This window comes from Mycobacterium sp. ELW1 (genome assembly GCF_008329905.1).
Classification (GTDB): domain Bacteria; phylum Actinomycetota; class Actinomycetes; order Mycobacteriales; family Mycobacteriaceae; genus Mycobacterium.
Window position 1 is genome coordinate 2,309,968 of record NZ_CP032155.1, and the last position, 16,025, is coordinate 2,325,992.

The following is a 16,025-nucleotide window of genomic DNA, read 5'->3' on the forward strand; positions in this document are numbered from 1 at the left end:
TCCACGGGCCCGCTACCTCGTCGTCGGCGTACTCGTCGGCTAGCCGGGCTGGCGTGAGCACCTCGACGGGAGTCGATAGGTCGCGTCACAGCCACAGATACAGGCCGGACAGCAGCGCCCACAACCCCACGCAGTAGACCTCGAACGCCGCCCGCAGCGGGATCGGCGCGTGCCGCAACTCCATGAAGTCCAGGCCCACCAGCCGCACTTTGATCGCCGCGATCGCCAGCACGGCGACCGCGACCAGCGAGCCGGTGCCGTGGTCGGCGCCCAGCGCGAACGACGCCAGCGTGGCGGCCACCAGGATCAGCCAGCTCACGCCGGCCCGGTTACGCATCAAGTGCAGCATCAGCTCACCAGGTACAGGAGGGGAACAGGACGATCCACAGCAGGTCGACCAGGTGCCAGAAGCAGCCGCCGCCCTCGACGACCGCCAGCCGGGTCGCCGACAGTTCGGTTCGGCGTGTCTGGGTCATCATCAACGCCAGCACCAGAATTCCGATGCAGACGTGCAGCAGGTGCAGTCCGGTGAGGATGAAGTAGTACAGGTAGAAGTGGTTGACGCCGGCAGTGTGCCCGGCCTGAACCAGCAAGACGTACTCGGTCACCTTCAGCGCCACGAACACCACGCCGCAGCCGGCCGCGATCACCAGTGCCCGCGCGGCGATCGCCCGCGCACCGGTTCGCAGGCCGCCGATCGCCGCCACCACGAACAGCGAGCTGGTCAGCAGCACGAGGGTGTTGGCCAACCCGATGTTGACATGCAACGTCTTGCGGGCGGCGTCGAAAACCTCTGGCGCTTTTGATCTTTCGACCATGAACGTGGCGAAGAAGGCCGCGAACACCAGCATGTCGCCGAGCAGGAAGACCCAGGTGCCCTCTTCGCCCGGGATGCGGCGGCCGGCGGTGGTGGGTGCGCCTGCCGTCATGCTTGTTCGGCGCGTTGCTGCGCCTTGATCCCGCGATTGAGCACGTAGGTGGTGCTGAACATCCACACCGTCAGCGCGAGCCCGGGGATGTAGAACGCAAACACCCCGTGCCAGGCCAGCGGGCCGTCGTTGAACACCACGACCACGCAGCCCGGCAGCGACAGCAGCGCCACCCACAGGTTCAGGTAGCCGTACCAGCGGGGGAACGTCTGCGGTTCGGTGCTGTCGATGAACGACGCGATCGCCAGCGTGATGTTCTGCATGATGATCGTGCCGACGATGCCGATGAACATCAGCCAGAACACATCGTTGAGCGCCTGGGTGATCTCCGGTGACCTGCTCTCGGGCCGAAATGCCGCCGCGGCCAGCACCAGGAACGGGAACAGCAGCGCGGGAACGAATATCGTCGCCGCGAACAACTGCGTCATGGACAACATGCCCCAGCGTCCTTCGACGCGACGGATCCGCAGCACGATGGTGGCCAGGAACGGCAGGGCGATCACCGAGGTCAGCAGGCAACCGGCGACACCGATGCGGATCCAGATCTTGTGGTCGATGAAGAAGTCGGCGACTTCCGTCGGCGACCACACCGGCGAGATCGGCGGGAACAGCCGCGCCAACCCCGACATGCAGGTGCCGTACAGCAGGATCATGATCGTTCCGCACCATGCGCCAATGCGCTGCAGCGTGAGCTCCACGGCGGCGACCTTACCCAGTCACACCCGCGGTTTTGTCAAAATTGTCAAAACCGCTAGTCGAGGATGTTCTCCGGATGCAGCATCTCGGCGTACCGCAGTTGTTCGGGGATTCCGAATCCGTCGACCAGCAGTTCGGCGTGCGGCCGAAGATCGCGGCAGCGCTGGTTGATGCCGCGGGTGACGGCCTTGGCCCGTTCGGTGGACAGGAACCGGTGCTCGACGAACCAGGCCTTGTCGTCTTCGATGACCGACAGTGCGTACAGGTCGCACACCATGCCCAGAATGTGGCGAGCTTCCTCGTCCGGGCAGGCGTCGATACCGGCGACGAACGCCTCGAGCACGATCCGGTCGATGTGGGCCTTGGCGGTGTGCAGCACATGATCCTGCACCGCATTGAACGCGTCGAACGCCGACATCTCCTTGGACTTGCGCTGCAGGCGGCGTGCGACCGAGGAGAGCAGGTACTCCTCGCGGTCCTCGAACATTTTGACCTGGGTGCCGCGGTTGAACAGGCTGCCTTCCTCCTCGTTGTCCTGACGAGAGTCGACGATGGTTTGCATGATCGTCTCGGCCGCAGTCCTTTTCAGCACCCGGTCGCCGGCGAAGTTGGCGGCGAAGCGCACCCACTCCACCGGGCTCATGCCCTTGACGTCGTCGGCGTAGGCGGTCAGCAGTTCCTTGGCCACCAGCTGGGTCAGCACATGGTTGTCACCCTCGAAGGTGGTGAACACGTCGGTGTCGGCGCGCAGCGCGATGAGCCGGTTCTCCGCGAGATAGCCTGCGCCACCACATGCTTCGCGGGCTTCCTGGATGGCGGCGCTGGTGTGCCAGGTGTTGGCCGCCTTCAGGCCTGCTGCCCGGGATTCGAGCTCGCGCTGCTCCTCGGCGTCGGGGTTGTCCGAGGTCTGCAGGTCGTGCAAGCGGGCCACCAGCTCGTTCTGGGCGAACTGCAGCGCATAGGAGCGGGCGATCAAGGGGAACAACCGGCGCTGGTGCACCAGGTAGTCCATGATGAGCACTTCGCCGTCGTCGTCGGGTGCGCTGAACTGCTTGCGCTGCAAGGCGTATCGCACCGCGATATCCAGGGCCACCCGGCCTGCGGCCGCCGCGCTGCCGCCGACGGTGACGCGGCCGCGGATCAGTGTGCCCAGCATCGTGAAGAAACGCCGGTTCACGTTCTCGATCGGGGAGGAGTAGGTGCCGTCCGCCGCGACGTCGCCGTATTTGTTCAGCAGGTTGTCGCGTGGGATGCGAACGTTGTCGAACATGATCCGGCCGTTGTCGACGCCGGGCAGGCCACCCTTGTAGTGGCAATCCGAGGTGGTGACGCCGGGCAGGTCGTTGCCGTCCTCGTCACGCAGCGGGACGACGAAACAGTGCACGCCGTGCGATTCGCCTCCGGTGATCAGCTGCGCGAAAACCGCTGACACCTTGGCGGTTTCGGCCGCGCCACCGATGTAGTCCTTGCGCGAGGTCGGCGTGGGGGAGTTGATCACGAACTCCTGGGTCGCCGGATCGTAGGTGGCGGTGGTCTCCAACGCCTGGACATCACTGCCGTGTCCGGTCTCGGTCATGCCGAAGCAGCCCATCAGGTCCAGGTCGATGATGCGCTGGACGTAGGCCTTGTGGTGGCGCTCGGTGCCCAGGTTCTCGATGGCGCCGCCGAACAATCCCCACTGCACACCCGCCTTGACCATCAGCGACAAGTCGGACATCGCGAGCATCTCGATGCGGGTGACGGCGGCACCCACGTCGCCGTTGCCGCCGTGCTCTTTGCGGAAGCCGTCTTCGGCGGCGCCCTTGGCCGCCATGATCTTCATCTGCTCAGCCACCTTCGCGCGAGCGATGACGGTGTTGGGCGTGTAATGCGGCCGGAAGACTTCGGTGGAAAGTTCGTCTCGCACGGCGTTCTTGACGTCTCGCCAACGGCCGTCGAGCGCGTTCCGCAGGTGCTCCGCAGTGGTGGTCATGGCATGAAGGTATCCCCGCAGCGCATTTGGCAAACGCGGATGTGGCAAACACAGGCCAACCTCAGTGGATGTGACTCGACGGGCTGGCGTTCAATGGCGTGCATGGCCGCGTCCGAGGGGGAGCCCGCACCGGGACACCTGCCCCACGACATCGATCATTCCCACCCCGACGTCACCGGAGGCTGGCTGCGTGCGGCGACCTTCGGGGCGATGGACGGATTGGTCTCCAACAGCGCCCTGATCGCCGGTGTCGCGGCCGGCGCCGGGGCGCACACCGTGGTGCTCAGCGGCGTCGCCGGTTTGCTCGCGGGCGCATTCTCGATGGCGCTGGGCGAATATACGTCCGTCACCACCGCCAACGAGCAGATCGATTCCCAGGTGCGCATCGAACGGCGTTCGTTCGAGCGACATCCGCATGCCGAACGGGTGGAACTGGTGGCGATGTTGATGGACATGGGGATGTCCGAGGCCACCGCTCGTCAGGCCACCGAGGAGATCCATCGCGACGAGGATCAGGCTGTGCATTTCCACTTGTCGCAGGAGTTGGGCGTGGACCCGCGGGAGAAGCCGTCCCCGGTGATCGCGGCGGTCTCGTCGTTTGTGATGTTCGCTCTTGGCGCGATCATCCCGTTGCTTCCGTATCTGTTCGGTTCCGAGAAGCTGTGGCTCGGTCTGGTGTGCAGTGGCGTTGGCCTGTTGGTGGCCGGTGCGGTGGCCGCGAAGTTCACGAAGGGCTCGATGTGGCTCGGCGCCGGACGACAATTGGCGTTCGGCGCCATCGCGATCGCAGCCACCTATGCGGTCGGAAATCTCGTCGAAGCCGCCTTATGAGCAATACGCTGGCGCGGTGATTCGTAGCGTCGGGAAGCTCGGCCCGCTGAAGGTGTCGGGCCTCGTGTGGTGGCAGATGCGCTGGGATCTGCTCGCGATCATCGTGGTGGCCGCGGTCTTGATCCCCATTCCCGACCCCACCCAGATCGACTATGCCTCGGCGGTGTTGTCGGTATTGGGTATCGGCGCTTCGGTATTCATCGGCTTCCGCAACACCACCGCCTACAACCGGTGGTGGGAGGCCCGAACGCTGTGGGGCAACGTCATCATCAATTCCCGTGCCACGTACAACACGTTGTGTTCGGTGGACTCCGGTTCGCCGGAGATGGCAGGCGTTGTGAGCCGGATGCGTCGCCGACAGGCGCGCTACGCCTGGCAGCTCGCCGCCGACCTTCGTGGGGTCGCCGCGCTGCCCGGGGTTACGGACCTCACGCCGGAGGATCCCCCGAAGGCGACTGCGGTCGACCTGCTGACGTATCAGGCCGTCGACGTCCAGGCTCTATGTGCCGACGGCCGCATCGACCACCAGGCCCGCGTGATGCTGATGGGCGTCAACACTGCACTGGTGAGCGCCCAGAGCGGCTTGGAACGCATCCGCAACGAGCCCATACCGATTCAGTACGAGATCTTCATTCGGTCTTTGGCGTGGTTCTTCTCGATCATGGCCTTCAGCAGGTTGGACGGGTCTTCGCACCCGTACGCCGGGGTGATCATCGGTCTGCTGCTGATGGCAGTGTTCATCGGTGCCGAACGGCTCGGGCACTTCATCGAGCAGCCGATGAGCAACAGCATTTTCGATATCTCGATGTACCGGTTTTGCGCTGTCATCACCGGCAACCTGTTGGGAGCCGGCCACCCATTGGCTCAGCCCCGAGAAGGCCCGAAAGCCACTGTCTGGATGTAAGCGCTCAGGCGTTGAGCGACAACGGTTTCAGCTGTCGCTGCCGACGGTCACCGCGGTGGCCTGCTCGGTGATCTCCTCGACCTCATCCTCCTGCTTGTTCCCCGAGTCGCTTCGCTCCTGCCCGCCGGAAGTGTCAATCCCACGCAGGTGCCGGGCCGTCAGCGCCAGCACCCCGGCGCCGAGCAGCACCGCACCGGCGCCGACCCAGAACGGCAGGTGCACGCTCACCCGCTCACCGAGCACGCCGGCCAGCCAGGGCGCGACGGCGGCGCCGCCGAACCGCATGAAGCTGTAGGCGGCCGAGGCGACACCCCGTTCGACGGGCGCAGCCTTCATGACCGTTTCGGTGATCAGTGTGTTGTTGATGCCGATGAACAGGCCTGCGATGACCACGCAGGTGGCCAGGATGGTCTTGTCGTCGGTACCGACGGCCATCACCACCAGAAGCGCCGAGAAGCACAGCAGATTCACCAACAGCACGCGGACGGTGCCGAAGCGATGCTGCAACCGGGGTGCCACCACCACCGAGGTGAATGCGAGACACAGACCCCACCCGAAGAAGATCAGCCCGATCTCGTGCGCATTCATGTCGAGCGGGAACGGGGTGAACGCCAGCAGAGTGAAGAAGCCGAAGTTGTAGAGCAGCGCGGTGACCGCCACCCCGAGCAGGCCGCGGTGGCGCAGCGCGCGGAACGGGTCGGCCAGCGTCGTCATCCGCTGCGGGCGCGGCGTCTCGGGCAGCAGCAGCGTCGTCACGACCAAGGCGATGGCCATCAGCACCGATACCCCGAAAAATGGCCCACGCCAGGAGATTCCACCCAGCACGCCGCCGACCAACGGACCGACCGCGATGCCGAGCCCCAGCGCGGCTTCGTAGAGGATGATCGCCTGGGCGACTGAGCCGCGCGCGGAGTTGACGATGGTGGCCAGTGCGGTCGCGATGAACAGGGCATTGCCCAGCCCCCACAGCGCGCGCCAGCCGACGATGCCCATCACGGTGTCACTCATACCGGCGAGTCCGGCACCGGCGATGATGATCACCAGGCCGAGCAGCAGCGTGCGCTTCGGGCCGATGCGGCTCGACACCACGCCGGTGACCAGCATCGCCACGCCCATGACAGCCATGTAGCTGGTGAACAGCAGCGACACCTGCGACGGTGTGGCGTTGAGATTGTCGGCAATCGGTTTCAGGATCGGATCGACGAGTCCGATGCCCATGAACGCGACGACGGATGCGAACGCAACGGCCCAGACGGCCTTGGGTTGACGCCACATGAGTGGCTCACTCCTTACTACTTCGGTGACGTGTCGAGGTCGTCGAGCAGGCGATGCAGTGCTCCGACGGCGGTCGACAGAATTTCGCGATCCTCGTCCGACAGCCGCTCGATGCGCGGATCAATCACCGCGGCGCGGTCGGCGCGGACCTGGGTCAGCATTGTCTTGCCCGCAGGGGTGATGCGGATGCGGACTGCACGCGCATCGTCGGGATCGGTAGTGCGGGCCACTAAGCCGGCGTCCTCGAGTCGCCGGACCTGCGTGGTCATCGTCGGCTGCGAGCAGTGGTCGAGTTCAGCCAGATCGGAGATGCGGGCCTCGCCCTGGTCGTCGATCGTGCTGAGCAGCCGGGCTTGCGCCCAGGGCAGCGGCAGCCGGATCCGCTGGGTGGCCAGTCGGTTGAGCCGCGCGACGACGGTGAGCAGCTCAGAACCCAAGCCCGCGTGTGACGTGGACGCAGCGTCGGGGCGCTCCTGGGTGGGCGTCGGACTCATACCGACCATATTTACATAGAAATACTATGTTGTCTCCCGGCAAACTCGTGTCATTTCTCACAGGTTTCCCACAGGCGGCCCTGGCCGCAGCCGACCGAACCGACGAGCAGCTCCTCGTGACTGGCAGAATCAGGTGATGACCGCGACGAGACCGGAGGCCCCTGCGCAGCAGCCCTCCCGACCGTCGCTCGATCGCCAAGCCGGCCGCTCCCTGTCGCCCGTCGAGATGGCGCAAGCGTCGGTGATGGGGGCCCTGGCCGCCGCGTTGTCGATCATCTCCGTCGTGGTGCCGTTCGCCGGCGGACTTTCACTTCTCACCACCGTGCCGATGGGACTGCTCGGCTACCGCTACCGCCTGCGGGTTCTGCTCGCGTCGACCGTGGCGGCGAGCGTCGTCGCCTTCCTCATCGCCGGTATCAGCGGGCTGATGGTGGTGGTCAACTGCGCCTACGTCGGTGGGCTGGCCGGCATCATGAAGCGCCGCGGGCGTGGCACCCCGACGGTCATCGCGGTCGGTCTGGTGGCCGGAGTGGTGTTCGGTCTCTTCATCATCGCCGCATTGACCGTGCTGGTTCGGCTGCGCACTCTGACGTTTTCGGCGATGACCGCCAACTTCGACGGTGTGGTGTCGGTGATGTCGCGCTTCGAGCCGTTCCGCCCGGCTGCCGAAGACGCACGGCACATGTTCGGCGTGGCCCTGCAGTACTGGCCGGTGCTGCTGATGTTCTACGCGATGTTCTCGATCATGGTCGTCACCCTGGTCGGGTGGTGGGCGCTGTCGCGAGTGCTGGACCGCTTGCGCGGCATTCCCGACGTGCACAAGCTCGAGCCGACCGACGAGTCGGGTCCGGTCGCACCGGTTCCCGTGCGCCTGATCGAGGCCAGGTTCCGGTATCCCAATGCCGCGCGCGACGCGTTGCGGCCCCTGAACTTGTCCGTCGATGTCGGCGAGCATGTTGCGATCACCGGCGCCAACGGCTCCGGCAAGACCACGTTGATGCTGCTGCTGTCCGGGCGGGAACCCACCTCCGGCACGATCGACCGGCCCGGCGCGATCGGGCTCGGTAAACCCGGTGGGACCGCGGTGATCCTGCAGCACCCCGAAAGTCAGGTCCTGGGAACGCGAGTCGCCGACGACGTGGTCTTCGGCCTGCCGCCGGGGACACACACCGATATCGCGGGGCTGCTCGACGAGGTCGGCCTGTCCGGCATGGAGGAGCGCGACACCGGCGGACTGTCCGGCGGTGAGCTGCAGCGGCTCGCGGTGGCCGCAGCGCTGGCCCGTAAGCCGTCGATGCTGATCGCCGACGAGGTCACCAGCATGGTGGACCAGCGCGGGCGCGAGGCGTTGCTCAGCGTGTTGTCCGGGCTGACCGAACGCCACCGGATGGCATTGGTGGCGATCACCCACTACAACAACGAAGCCGACACCGCGGACCGGATCGTCAATCTCACCGAGTCGCTGGACAACACCGACATGGTCGAAAGCGCCGCCGCGCCAACGGCAACGGTCAGTGCGGCGCCGCGTGCCGCCGAACCGGTGTTGCAGCTCGAACACGTCAGCCATGAATACGCCGCGGGTACGCCGTGGGCCAAGCCCGCGCTGACCGATGTCAACTTCACCGTCCACGAGGGCGACGGCCTTCTCATCCACGGCGGCAACGGTTCTGGCAAGTCGACCCTCGCCTGGATCATGGCGGGCCTGACCACGCCGACGTCCGGCTCGTGCCTGGTGCGTGGCCGCCCCGCGCCCGAGTGTGTCGGGGAGGTGGCGATCGCTTTCCAGGCCGCACGGCTGCAGCTGATGCGCGGTCGCGTCGATCTGGAAGTTGCCTCGGCAGCCGGCTTCTCACCCCATGACACCGCCAGGGTGAGCGCCGCGCTGGCCAAGGTCGGTCTGGACGCCTCGCTGGCCGGGCGTCGCGTCGACCAGCTCTCGGGCGGACAGATGCGCCGCGTGGTGATCGCCGGCCTGCTGGCCCGCTCGCCGCAGGCGCTGATTCTCGATGAGCCGCTGGCCGGCCTCGACGCGGCCAGCCAGCGTGGGCTGCTGCGGCTATTGAGCGATCTGCGGCGCAACAGCGGACTGACCGTGGTGGTGATCTCGCACGATTTCGTCGGGCTCGAGGAGCTGTGTCCGCGCACCCTGCATCTGCGCGACGGTGTGCTCACCACCGCGCCGACCGCGGAGGGAGTGTCGTGACGACCGCTCGCCAGCCCCGCCCGGTGGTGCTGCTGCGTCCGATTCCCGGCACGTCGCCGATCCACGAGCTGTGGGCCGGCACCAAACTGGTTGTGGTCCTCGGCTTCTCCGCGCTGTTGGCGTTCTACCCGGATTGGGTGCCGATCGCTCTGGTCGCGATCCTCATCGGCATCGCGATACGCATGGCCCGCATCCCGCGCGGCGTACTCCCGTCGGTGCCCAAGTGGCTGTGGTTTCTACTGTTGCTCGGTGCGGTGACCGCGGCGCTGGGCGGCGGAGCGCCGGTACTGCATCTGGCGTCCCACGCCTTCGAACTCGGTGGGCTGCTGAAGTTCGTGCGGATCACGGTGGTGGCGATCGTGCTGCTGGCGCTGGGGATGATGGTGTCGTGGACGACGAACGTCGCCGATATCGCGCCCGCGGTGGCGCGGCTGGGCAGGCCGCTGAAATTCTTCCGCATCCCGGTTGACGACTGGGCAGTGGCACTTTCCTTGTCGCTGCGGGCATTTCCCATGCTGCTCGACGAGTTCCGGTTGCTGTATGCCGCGCGACGGTTGCGGCCGCGGCCGGTGCTGACCAGTCGCCGGGCCCGGCGCCGGCGGTGGGCCATCGAAATGGTGGATCTGATGTCGGCGGGCGTCACGGTGGCGCTTCGGCGCGCTGACGAGATGGGCGATGCGATCACCGCTCGCGGCGGAACCGGCACGATCTCCGCGGCGCCGTCGGGGCCCAAGCGTGCCGACTGGGTGGTCTTGGCGATCTCCGCGCTGGTGTGCGTGGTGTCGGTCGGCCTGCAGGTCACGGTGCTGGCGGGTATCTAGCGCGACGCCGCGGTGTTGGCCGCCTGCTCGGCGGCGGCCAGCGCATCAGCGACCGGTGTTCTGCCCAGGAACATTTCATCGAAGTACGGCTTGATCGCCTGATATCCGGCGGCGAAGCCCGGCCCGCCCGGCGCGGCGATGCGCGGGCCGTCGAGCACCCGGAAAAACGGCGTCACGTCGACGCTCTTCGCCGACCAGTAGTCGAGGTACTGCTGCTGGGCCGGCAGCACCGCCGGGATGGCGGCGCCGTGGCGGCCGACGTAGGAGTTGCCACGTTCGCTACCCAGCCAGGCCAGCACCTCGCGCACCGCGTCGGGGTGACGGCTGGCGGGATTGCCGGCGGCGACAATGCCGTTGGTGACGCTGACCCGCCCCGCCGGTCCGGCCGGCAGCATCGCCACGCCCCAGCGGAACGTCGCCTGCTCGGCGACCTGGGCCAAGTTGTAGGTGCCCGACTGGAACAGCGCCATCCGCCCGGCCAGGAACTGGTTGCGGGAGAAGTCGCCGTTGTCGTTGGTGTCCGACGCGGGCGGGGAGACCCGGTCGGTGTTGATCAACCCGATGACATAGCGGAACGCCATGGCGGCCTGCGGGTTGTCGAAGGCGAACCGGTCCCCGTCGGTGAACACCCCACCCGCCGAGCCGATGTAGTTGAGGTAGATGGCCTGTAAATCGTTGGCGGCGTTGTACGCCCACTGCCTGCCGTGGGTCAGGCGCGCCAGCAGGGGACGCAGGGTGTCGATGCTCGGGTCGGGATCCCAGCGCAGCGCATTCAGTGCAGCGGGGTCGACGCCGTCGGCGGCCAGCAGATCGGCGTTGTAGTACAGGGCGATTCCGGCGTCGGTCAGCTGCGGCACGCCCCACAGCGCGCCGCCCCGGGTGAATTGCGCGATCACCGAGGGGTCCCAGTCCGGGCTCGGTGCCACCGACATCAGCCGCTTGTTGTCGGCGTATTCGGCGAAGTTGGCGTTGTTGAGCCAGAAGATGTCGTCGGCTCCGCCGCCGGCGACGTCGGTCCGCAAAGTGGTGAAGTAACTGGCGTAGGGGACGACGTTGGTGCGCACCTCGATGTCTGGATGCGTGCGGCTGAATTCGGCGAAGGACTCGGCGTAGGCGGCCGCCACCTGCGGATCCCACACCCGCACGGTGACCACGGCCTTGTCCGACGGTTCGTCTGAGCGGCCCAGTACCAAGGCCGCGGAGACCAGCAGTATCGCGACGGCGATCAGCCCGGCCAGCATCCGGGTGGAGAACCGTGGCGGCCAGCTCATTTCAGCCCGGTGACGACGATCGAGCGGACGATCTGACGCTGGAACACCAGGAACAACGCGATCAACGGGACGATCGCCACCGTCGTCGCCGCCATCACCAGCGTCCACTGCGCGTTGTACTGGGTCTGCAACCCCGCGGTCGCGACGGTCAGCACCCGCCAGGTGCCGCCGCTGGTGATGACCAGCGGCCACATGAACGAATTCCATTGACTGACAACGGTGATCAGCGTCAGGGTCACCAGGATGGGCTTGCTGGCCGGCAACACCACGTGCACCAGCACGTCGAGGGTGTTGGCCCCGTCCAGACGGGCGGCGTTGACCAGGTCTGCGGGGATGCCGCGAAAGTACTCGCGCAGCAGGAAGATCGCGTAGGGGGAGCCGAATACGAAAGGCAACACCAACGCCCAGAACGTGTTCCGCAAGCCCAGCTCAGCCATCATCAGATACAGCGGCACCACGGTCACCGTCCCGGGGACCATCAACGTCGCGATGTAGACCCAGAACATCACGTCGCGGCCGGTGAACTCCAGGCGGGCGAACGCGTAGGCCGCCAGCACCGAGAACGTCAACTGCGCCAGGGTGATGATCGCCGTCATCAGCGCGGTCACCGCCAACGCGCGACCGAATCCGGCATCGCCGAGCGCACTGTAGTTGGCGAGCGTCGGCGGGCTCGGCAGCGACAGCGGTGTGCCGGTGGCGAACTGCTGCGCCGAGGTGAACGACGTCAACAGGCCCAGCCCGAACGGGGCCAGGGTGATCACTGCACCGGCCAGTAGACCCAGATAGATCAGCGCGCTACGTGAGGTCATAGCTGATCCGCCGGCGGAAGTAGAGATGCTGGACGATCGTCGCGCCGACCAGGATGACGAACAGCACCAGCGCCATCACCGCTGCCCGCCCGATCGCGGCCGCGCCGAACGCCTCGGCATAAATCCGGTGCGCCACCAGATCGGTACGCCCGGCGGGCCCGCCGCCGGTCAGTGCGTACACGGTGTCGAACACCTGCGCCGCGCTGACGACGCCGGTCACCGAGACGAAGAACAGCGTCGGCCGCAGCATCGGCAGCGTGATGTGCCAGAACCGCTGCCAGCTCGTCGCGCCGTCGAGGCGGGCGGCGGCGTGGATCTGCGGCGGAATCGCCAGGATCCCGGCCAGGAAGAACAGTGTCACGTAGCCGACGTTCATCCACACCGTCACCGCGGAGACGACCGGCAACGCCAGCCCGGGATCGGTCAGCCACTCCACGCGGCGCCCCAACAGCGTGCTCACCGCGCCGTCGGTCGGCGCCAGGATCCAATGCCACAGCACCGCGACCGCCAGCGGCGAGCACACCCACGGAACCACGTAGACGGTGCGGAACACGCCGCTACCCGGCAGCTCGCGGGACAACAGCGCCGCGGCGAACAACCCCAGAAGGATCTGCACCGGAACGACGATCGCGATGAACGCCAGCGTCACCAGCAGGGAGTTGCCGAAGCCGGCGTCAGTGAGGACCGAACGCCAATTGTCCAGCCCCACATAGCGGATGGGTCCCAGCAGATCCCAGCGGTGCAGGCTCAGCCACACCACTACCAGCATGGGCAGCAACAGGAAGCAAACGACCCCGAACAGGCTCGGTGCGAGCAGCGCGTACCCCAGCACGGTCGAGCGCACACGCCGAGTCGTCACCTTGGCCATTAAAGCGGGTCGCCGAGCCGCCCGTTACCGTGTAGCACGTGAGTCCCCGTGACGTTGACGCCGACTTTCTGGCCCTGCCGCGCCATGCGCTCGCCGACGCTGCCCTATCGGCAGCCCGTGCGGCCGGCGCCAGCTATGCCGATCTGCGGATCCACGCGATCACCAGCGAGGTGGTCCAGCTGCGCGACGGTGAGCTGCAGAGCGCGGTCACCGACCGTGAGATCGGTCTGGCTGTGCGGGTGATCGTCGACGGCACCTGGGGGTTCGCCTCGCACGCCGAGCTGGCGCCCGAGGTCGCCGCCGACACCGCGCGCCGCGCGGTCCAGGTCGCCACCACGCTGGCGTTGCTGAACGCCGAGCGAATCGAGCTGGCGGCCGAACCGGTCTACAGCGACGTGACGTGGGTGTCGAACTACGGGATCGACCCCTTCACCGTGCCGACCGCCGACAAGATCGCCTTGCTGGGGGAGTACTCCGGTCGCTTGATGGCGTCGGACGGGGTCGATCACGTCTCGGCGATGGTGATGACCGTCAAAGAGCAGGTGTTCTACGCCGACACCTTCGGTTCGTCGATCACCCAGCAGCGGGTGCGGCTGCAGCCGGCGTTGGAGGCGGTGGCGGTTGACGCAGCGGCCGGCAGCTTCGAGTCGATGCGCACGCTGGCTCCGCCGACCGCTCGCGGCTGGGAGGCGGTGGCCGGCGACGAGGTGTGGGACTGGAGCAGCGAACTGGCCGAGCTGCCCAGCCTGCTCGCCGAGAAGACCAAGGCGCCCACGGTGGTCGCCGGGGCGACCGATCTGGTGATCGACCCCACCAATCTGTGGCTGACCATTCACGAATCCATCGGGCACGCCACCGAATACGACCGTGCGATCGGCTACGAGGCTGCTTATGCGGGCACCTCGTTCGCCACCCCGGACAAGCTGAACACGATGCGTTACGGCTCCCCGGTGATGACGGTGACGGCTGATCGCACCGTCGACTACGGTCTGGCCACCATCGGATACGACGACGAAGGAGTGGCCGCACAGAGCTGGGATCTGGTGCGCGACGGCATCTTCGTCGGCTACCAACTCGACCGGGTGTTCGCGCCGAGGCTGGGCCACGCCCGGTCCAACGGCTGCAGCTATGCCGACTCGCCGCACCACGTCCCGATCCAGCGGATGGCCAACGTGTCGCTGCAGCCCGGCGCCGAGGATCTGAGCACCGAGGACCTCATCTCCCGGGTCTCGGACGGCATCTACATCGTCGGCGACAAATCCTGGTCGATTGACATGCAGCGCTACAACTTTCAGTTCACCGGGCAGCGGTTCTACCGGATCCGCGACGGCCGGCTGGACGGCCAGCTGCGCGATGTCGCGTATCAGGCCACCACCACCGATTTCTGGAATTCGATGGAAGCCGTTGGCGGACCGTCGACCTGGCGTCTGGGTGGGGCGTTCAACTGCGGCAAGGCTCAGCCCGGTCAGGTGGCCGCGGTCAGCCACGGCTGTCCGTCGGCGTTGTTCCGCGGGGTGAACGTGCTCAACACGCGCGAGGAGGCCGGTCGATGAGCGCCAGCGAAGAGGCCAAATCGGGGTGGAGCCACGCATGATCCCCGCCCAGCAGGTCGTCGAGTTGGCCTTGCAGGCCGCGACCGTCGACGAAACGATCGTGATCGTCACCGATCGCGCCGAGGCGTCGCTGCGGTGGGCCGGGAACTCGATGACCACCAACGGTGTGTCGACCACCAGGTCCACGACGGTGATTTCGATTGTGCGCACAGGAGATTCGTCGCACACCGGAGCAGTCCGCAGCAGTGACGTGAACCCGGCGGCGATCGCGGTGTTGGTGGCCGCCGCCGAACACGCCGCCCACGCCGCACCCGACGCCCGCGACAGTGCGCCGCTGCTGACCGGCAGCGGTACCCCGGACGACTGGAACGAGTCGATTCCGGAGACCGGGGCCGGGGTATTCGCCGATGTCGCCGAATCACTCTCGGGCGGCTTCGGACGCACCGACCGGCTGTACGGCTACGCCCACCATGTCGTCGAGACGACGTTCCTGGCGACCTCGACCGGGCTCCGCAGGCGTTTCACCCAGCCGACCGGAAGCGTGGAGATCAACGCCAAGCGCGACGGTGCCAGCGCGTGGGCGGGCATCAGCACCCCGTGGTTCACCGAGGTGCCCACCGACACGCTGCTCGACGATCTGGCGATGCGACTCGGCTGGGCCGGCCGGACCGTCGAGCTGCCCGCCGGCCGCTACGAAACGTTGATGCCGCCGTCCGCGGTGGCCGACATGATGATCTACCTCGGCTGGTCGATGGACGGCCGAGGCGCCGAGGAGGGCCGGACGGCGTTGTCGGCCCCCGGTGGTGGCACCCGCGTCGGGGAGAGGCTCACCGAACTGCCGCTGACGATGTATTCCGATCCGTTCGCACCGGGACTGGAGTGCGCGCCGTTCGTCGCAGCCACCAGCGGTTCGGAGACGATCTCGGTGTTCGACAACGGGCTCGACATCGGGCGGGTGGACTGGATCCGCGACGGCGCGATCAACGCGCTGGCCTACCCGCGGGCCGCGGCCGCCGAGTTCGAAACGTCGGTCGCCGTACCGGCCGACAACCTGCTGATGACCGGCGGCAGCGCCGAGTTGGCCGACATGGTGGCGGCCACCGAGCGCGGTCTGCTGCTGACCACGCTGTGGTACATCCGCACCGTCGATCCGACCACCCTGCTGCTGACCGGGCTGACCCGCGACGGGGTGTACCTGATCGAAGACGGCGAAGTCACCGGAGCGGTCAACAATTTCCGCTTCAACGAGAGCCCGCTGGATCTGCTGCGGCGCACCACCGAGGCGGGACTGCCCGAGCAGACGTTGCCGCGCGAATGGGGTGACTGGGCGACCCGAGCGGTGATGCCGACGCTGCGAATCCCCGACTTCCACATGTCGTCGGTGAGCCAGGCGCAATAA

General features: G+C 67.0%; 14 protein-coding genes and 1 pseudogene. 6 read left to right on the plus strand and 9 right to left on the minus strand.

Annotation, left to right across the window (positions count from 1 at the left end; translation table 11 throughout):
• Positions 1–85: 85 nt before the first annotated feature.
• The 4 genes and pseudogenes from D3H54_RS10720 to D3H54_RS10735 all read right to left on the minus strand — a co-directional run bounded on the left by D3H54_RS10720 (position 86) and on the right by D3H54_RS10735 (position 3,597).
• Complete coding sequence (locus D3H54_RS10720; RefSeq protein WP_149379015.1) at positions 86–349, minus strand: cytochrome C oxidase subunit IV family protein; 264 nt, start codon at positions 347–349, stop codon at positions 86–88.
• Positions 349–929 (minus strand): annotated as a pseudogene (locus D3H54_RS10725) (cytochrome c oxidase subunit 3). The gene D3H54_RS10720 and the pseudogene D3H54_RS10725 overlap by 1 nt, the downstream one beginning before the upstream one ends.
• Positions 926–1,582: a hypothetical protein gene (locus D3H54_RS10730; protein WP_149383462.1), complete on the minus strand. Its 657-nt coding sequence runs from the start codon at positions 1,580–1,582 to the stop codon at positions 926–928. Before D3H54_RS10730 ends, D3H54_RS10725 begins: the two are co-directional and overlap by 4 nt.
• 98 nt (positions 1,583–1,680) lie before the next feature.
• On the minus strand, positions 1,681–3,597 hold the full coding sequence (locus tag D3H54_RS10735) for an acyl-CoA dehydrogenase family protein (RefSeq protein ID WP_149379017.1): 1,917 nt from the start codon (positions 3,595–3,597) through the stop codon (positions 1,681–1,683).
• Between the two features lie 102 nt (positions 3,598–3,699).
• Here D3H54_RS10735 and D3H54_RS10740 point away from each other — a divergent pair, with 102 nt between their 5' ends.
• Positions 3,700–4,428, plus strand: a complete 729-nt coding sequence (locus D3H54_RS10740) for a VIT1/CCC1 transporter family protein (protein WP_149379018.1) — start codon at positions 3,700–3,702, stop codon at positions 4,426–4,428.
• A gap of 16 nt (positions 4,429–4,444) precedes the next feature.
• On the plus strand, positions 4,445–5,332 hold the full coding sequence (locus tag D3H54_RS10745; RefSeq protein ID WP_149379019.1) for a bestrophin family protein: 888 nt from the start codon (positions 4,445–4,447) through the stop codon (positions 5,330–5,332).
• A gap of 27 nt (positions 5,333–5,359) precedes the next feature.
• Here D3H54_RS10745 and D3H54_RS10750 read toward each other — a convergent pair whose 3' ends face one another.
• Positions 5,360–6,607, minus strand: a complete 1,248-nt coding sequence (locus D3H54_RS10750; RefSeq protein ID WP_149379020.1) for an MFS transporter — start codon at positions 6,605–6,607, stop codon at positions 5,360–5,362.
• Between the two features lie 17 nt (positions 6,608–6,624).
• Positions 6,625–7,101 carry a MarR family winged helix-turn-helix transcriptional regulator gene (locus tag D3H54_RS10755; protein ID WP_149379021.1) on the minus strand — a complete coding sequence of 159 codons (477 nt, stop codon included), beginning with the start codon at positions 7,099–7,101 and terminating at the stop codon, positions 6,625–6,627.
• A 136-nt stretch (positions 7,102–7,237) separates the two neighbouring features.
• Between D3H54_RS10755 and D3H54_RS10760 the strand changes: the two genes are divergently transcribed.
• Entirely contained in the window at positions 7,238–9,304 is a 2,067-nt protein-coding gene (locus tag D3H54_RS10760) for a DUF2232 domain-containing protein (RefSeq protein WP_168214830.1), read from the plus strand.
• Positions 9,301–10,125 carry an energy-coupling factor transporter transmembrane component T family protein gene (locus tag D3H54_RS10765; protein WP_149379022.1) on the plus strand — a complete coding sequence of 275 codons (825 nt, stop codon included), beginning with the start codon at positions 9,301–9,303 and terminating at the stop codon, positions 10,123–10,125. The genes D3H54_RS10760 and D3H54_RS10765 overlap by 4 nt, the downstream gene beginning before the upstream one ends.
• Here D3H54_RS10765 and D3H54_RS10770 read toward each other — a convergent pair.
• From D3H54_RS10770 to D3H54_RS10780, 3 genes are read right to left on the minus strand one after another with little or no spacing between them, the layout of a single operon-like run.
• The gene (locus D3H54_RS10770; RefSeq protein WP_149379023.1) at positions 10,122–11,396 is read right to left on the minus strand and encodes an ABC transporter substrate-binding protein; all 1,275 of its coding nucleotides are present in this window, start codon (positions 11,394–11,396) and stop codon (positions 10,122–10,124) included. The two genes, D3H54_RS10765 and D3H54_RS10770, sit on opposite strands and share 4 nt — an antisense overlap.
• Positions 11,393–12,205, minus strand: coding sequence for a carbohydrate ABC transporter permease (locus D3H54_RS10775; protein WP_168214831.1), 813 nt, complete (start codon positions 12,203–12,205; stop codon positions 11,393–11,395). Before D3H54_RS10775 ends, D3H54_RS10770 begins: the two co-directional genes overlap by 4 nt.
• The gene (locus D3H54_RS10780; protein ID WP_149379024.1) at positions 12,192–13,073 is read right to left on the minus strand and encodes a carbohydrate ABC transporter permease; all 882 of its coding nucleotides are present in this window, start codon (positions 13,071–13,073) and stop codon (positions 12,192–12,194) included. Before D3H54_RS10780 ends, D3H54_RS10775 begins: the two co-directional genes overlap by 14 nt.
• 38 nt (positions 13,074–13,111) lie before the next feature.
• Between D3H54_RS10780 and D3H54_RS10785 the strand changes: the two genes are divergently transcribed.
• Together D3H54_RS10785 and D3H54_RS10790 are read left to right on the plus strand one after the other, a co-directional pair.
• Positions 13,112–14,626, plus strand: coding sequence for a TldD/PmbA family protein (locus D3H54_RS10785; RefSeq protein WP_149379025.1), 1,515 nt, complete (start codon positions 13,112–13,114; stop codon positions 14,624–14,626).
• Positions 14,627–14,663: 37 nt separating this feature from the next.
• Positions 14,664–16,025, plus strand: a complete 1,362-nt coding sequence (locus D3H54_RS10790) for a metallopeptidase TldD-related protein (RefSeq protein WP_149379026.1) — start codon at positions 14,664–14,666, stop codon at positions 16,023–16,025.

Excerpts from the sequence above, each read along its gene's own strand:
- D3H54_RS10720 (WP_149379015.1), bottom strand. The coding sequence starts at position 349 with ATGCTGCACTTGATGCGTAACCGGGCCGGCGTGAGCTGGCTGATCCTG.
- D3H54_RS10730 (WP_149383462.1), bottom strand. The coding sequence starts at position 1,582 with ATGATCCTGCTGTACGGCACCTGCATGTCGGGGTTGGCGCGGCTGTTC.
- D3H54_RS10780 (WP_149379024.1), bottom strand. The coding sequence starts at position 13,073 with ATGGCCAAGGTGACGACTCGGCGTGTGCGCTCGACCGTGCTGGGGTAC.
- D3H54_RS10735 (WP_149379017.1), bottom strand. The coding sequence starts at position 3,597 with ATGACCACCACTGCGGAGCACCTGCGGAACGCGCTCGACGGCCGTTGG.
- D3H54_RS10760 (WP_168214830.1), top strand. The coding sequence starts at position 7,238 with ATGACCGCGACGAGACCGGAGGCCCCTGCGCAGCAGCCCTCCCGACCG.
- D3H54_RS10740 (WP_149379018.1), top strand. The coding sequence starts at position 3,700 with ATGGCCGCGTCCGAGGGGGAGCCCGCACCGGGACACCTGCCCCACGAC.
- D3H54_RS10790 (WP_149379026.1), top strand. The coding sequence starts at position 14,664 with ATGATCCCCGCCCAGCAGGTCGTCGAGTTGGCCTTGCAGGCCGCGACC.
- D3H54_RS10775 (WP_168214831.1), bottom strand. The coding sequence starts at position 12,205 with ATGACCTCACGTAGCGCGCTGATCTATCTGGGTCTACTGGCCGGTGCA.
- D3H54_RS10755 (WP_149379021.1), bottom strand. The coding sequence starts at position 7,101 with ATGAGTCCGACGCCCACCCAGGAGCGCCCCGACGCTGCGTCCACGTCA.
- D3H54_RS10770 (WP_149379023.1), bottom strand. The coding sequence starts at position 11,396 with ATGAGCTGGCCGCCACGGTTCTCCACCCGGATGCTGGCCGGGCTGATC.
- D3H54_RS10750 (WP_149379020.1), bottom strand. The coding sequence starts at position 6,607 with ATGTGGCGTCAACCCAAGGCCGTCTGGGCCGTTGCGTTCGCATCCGTC.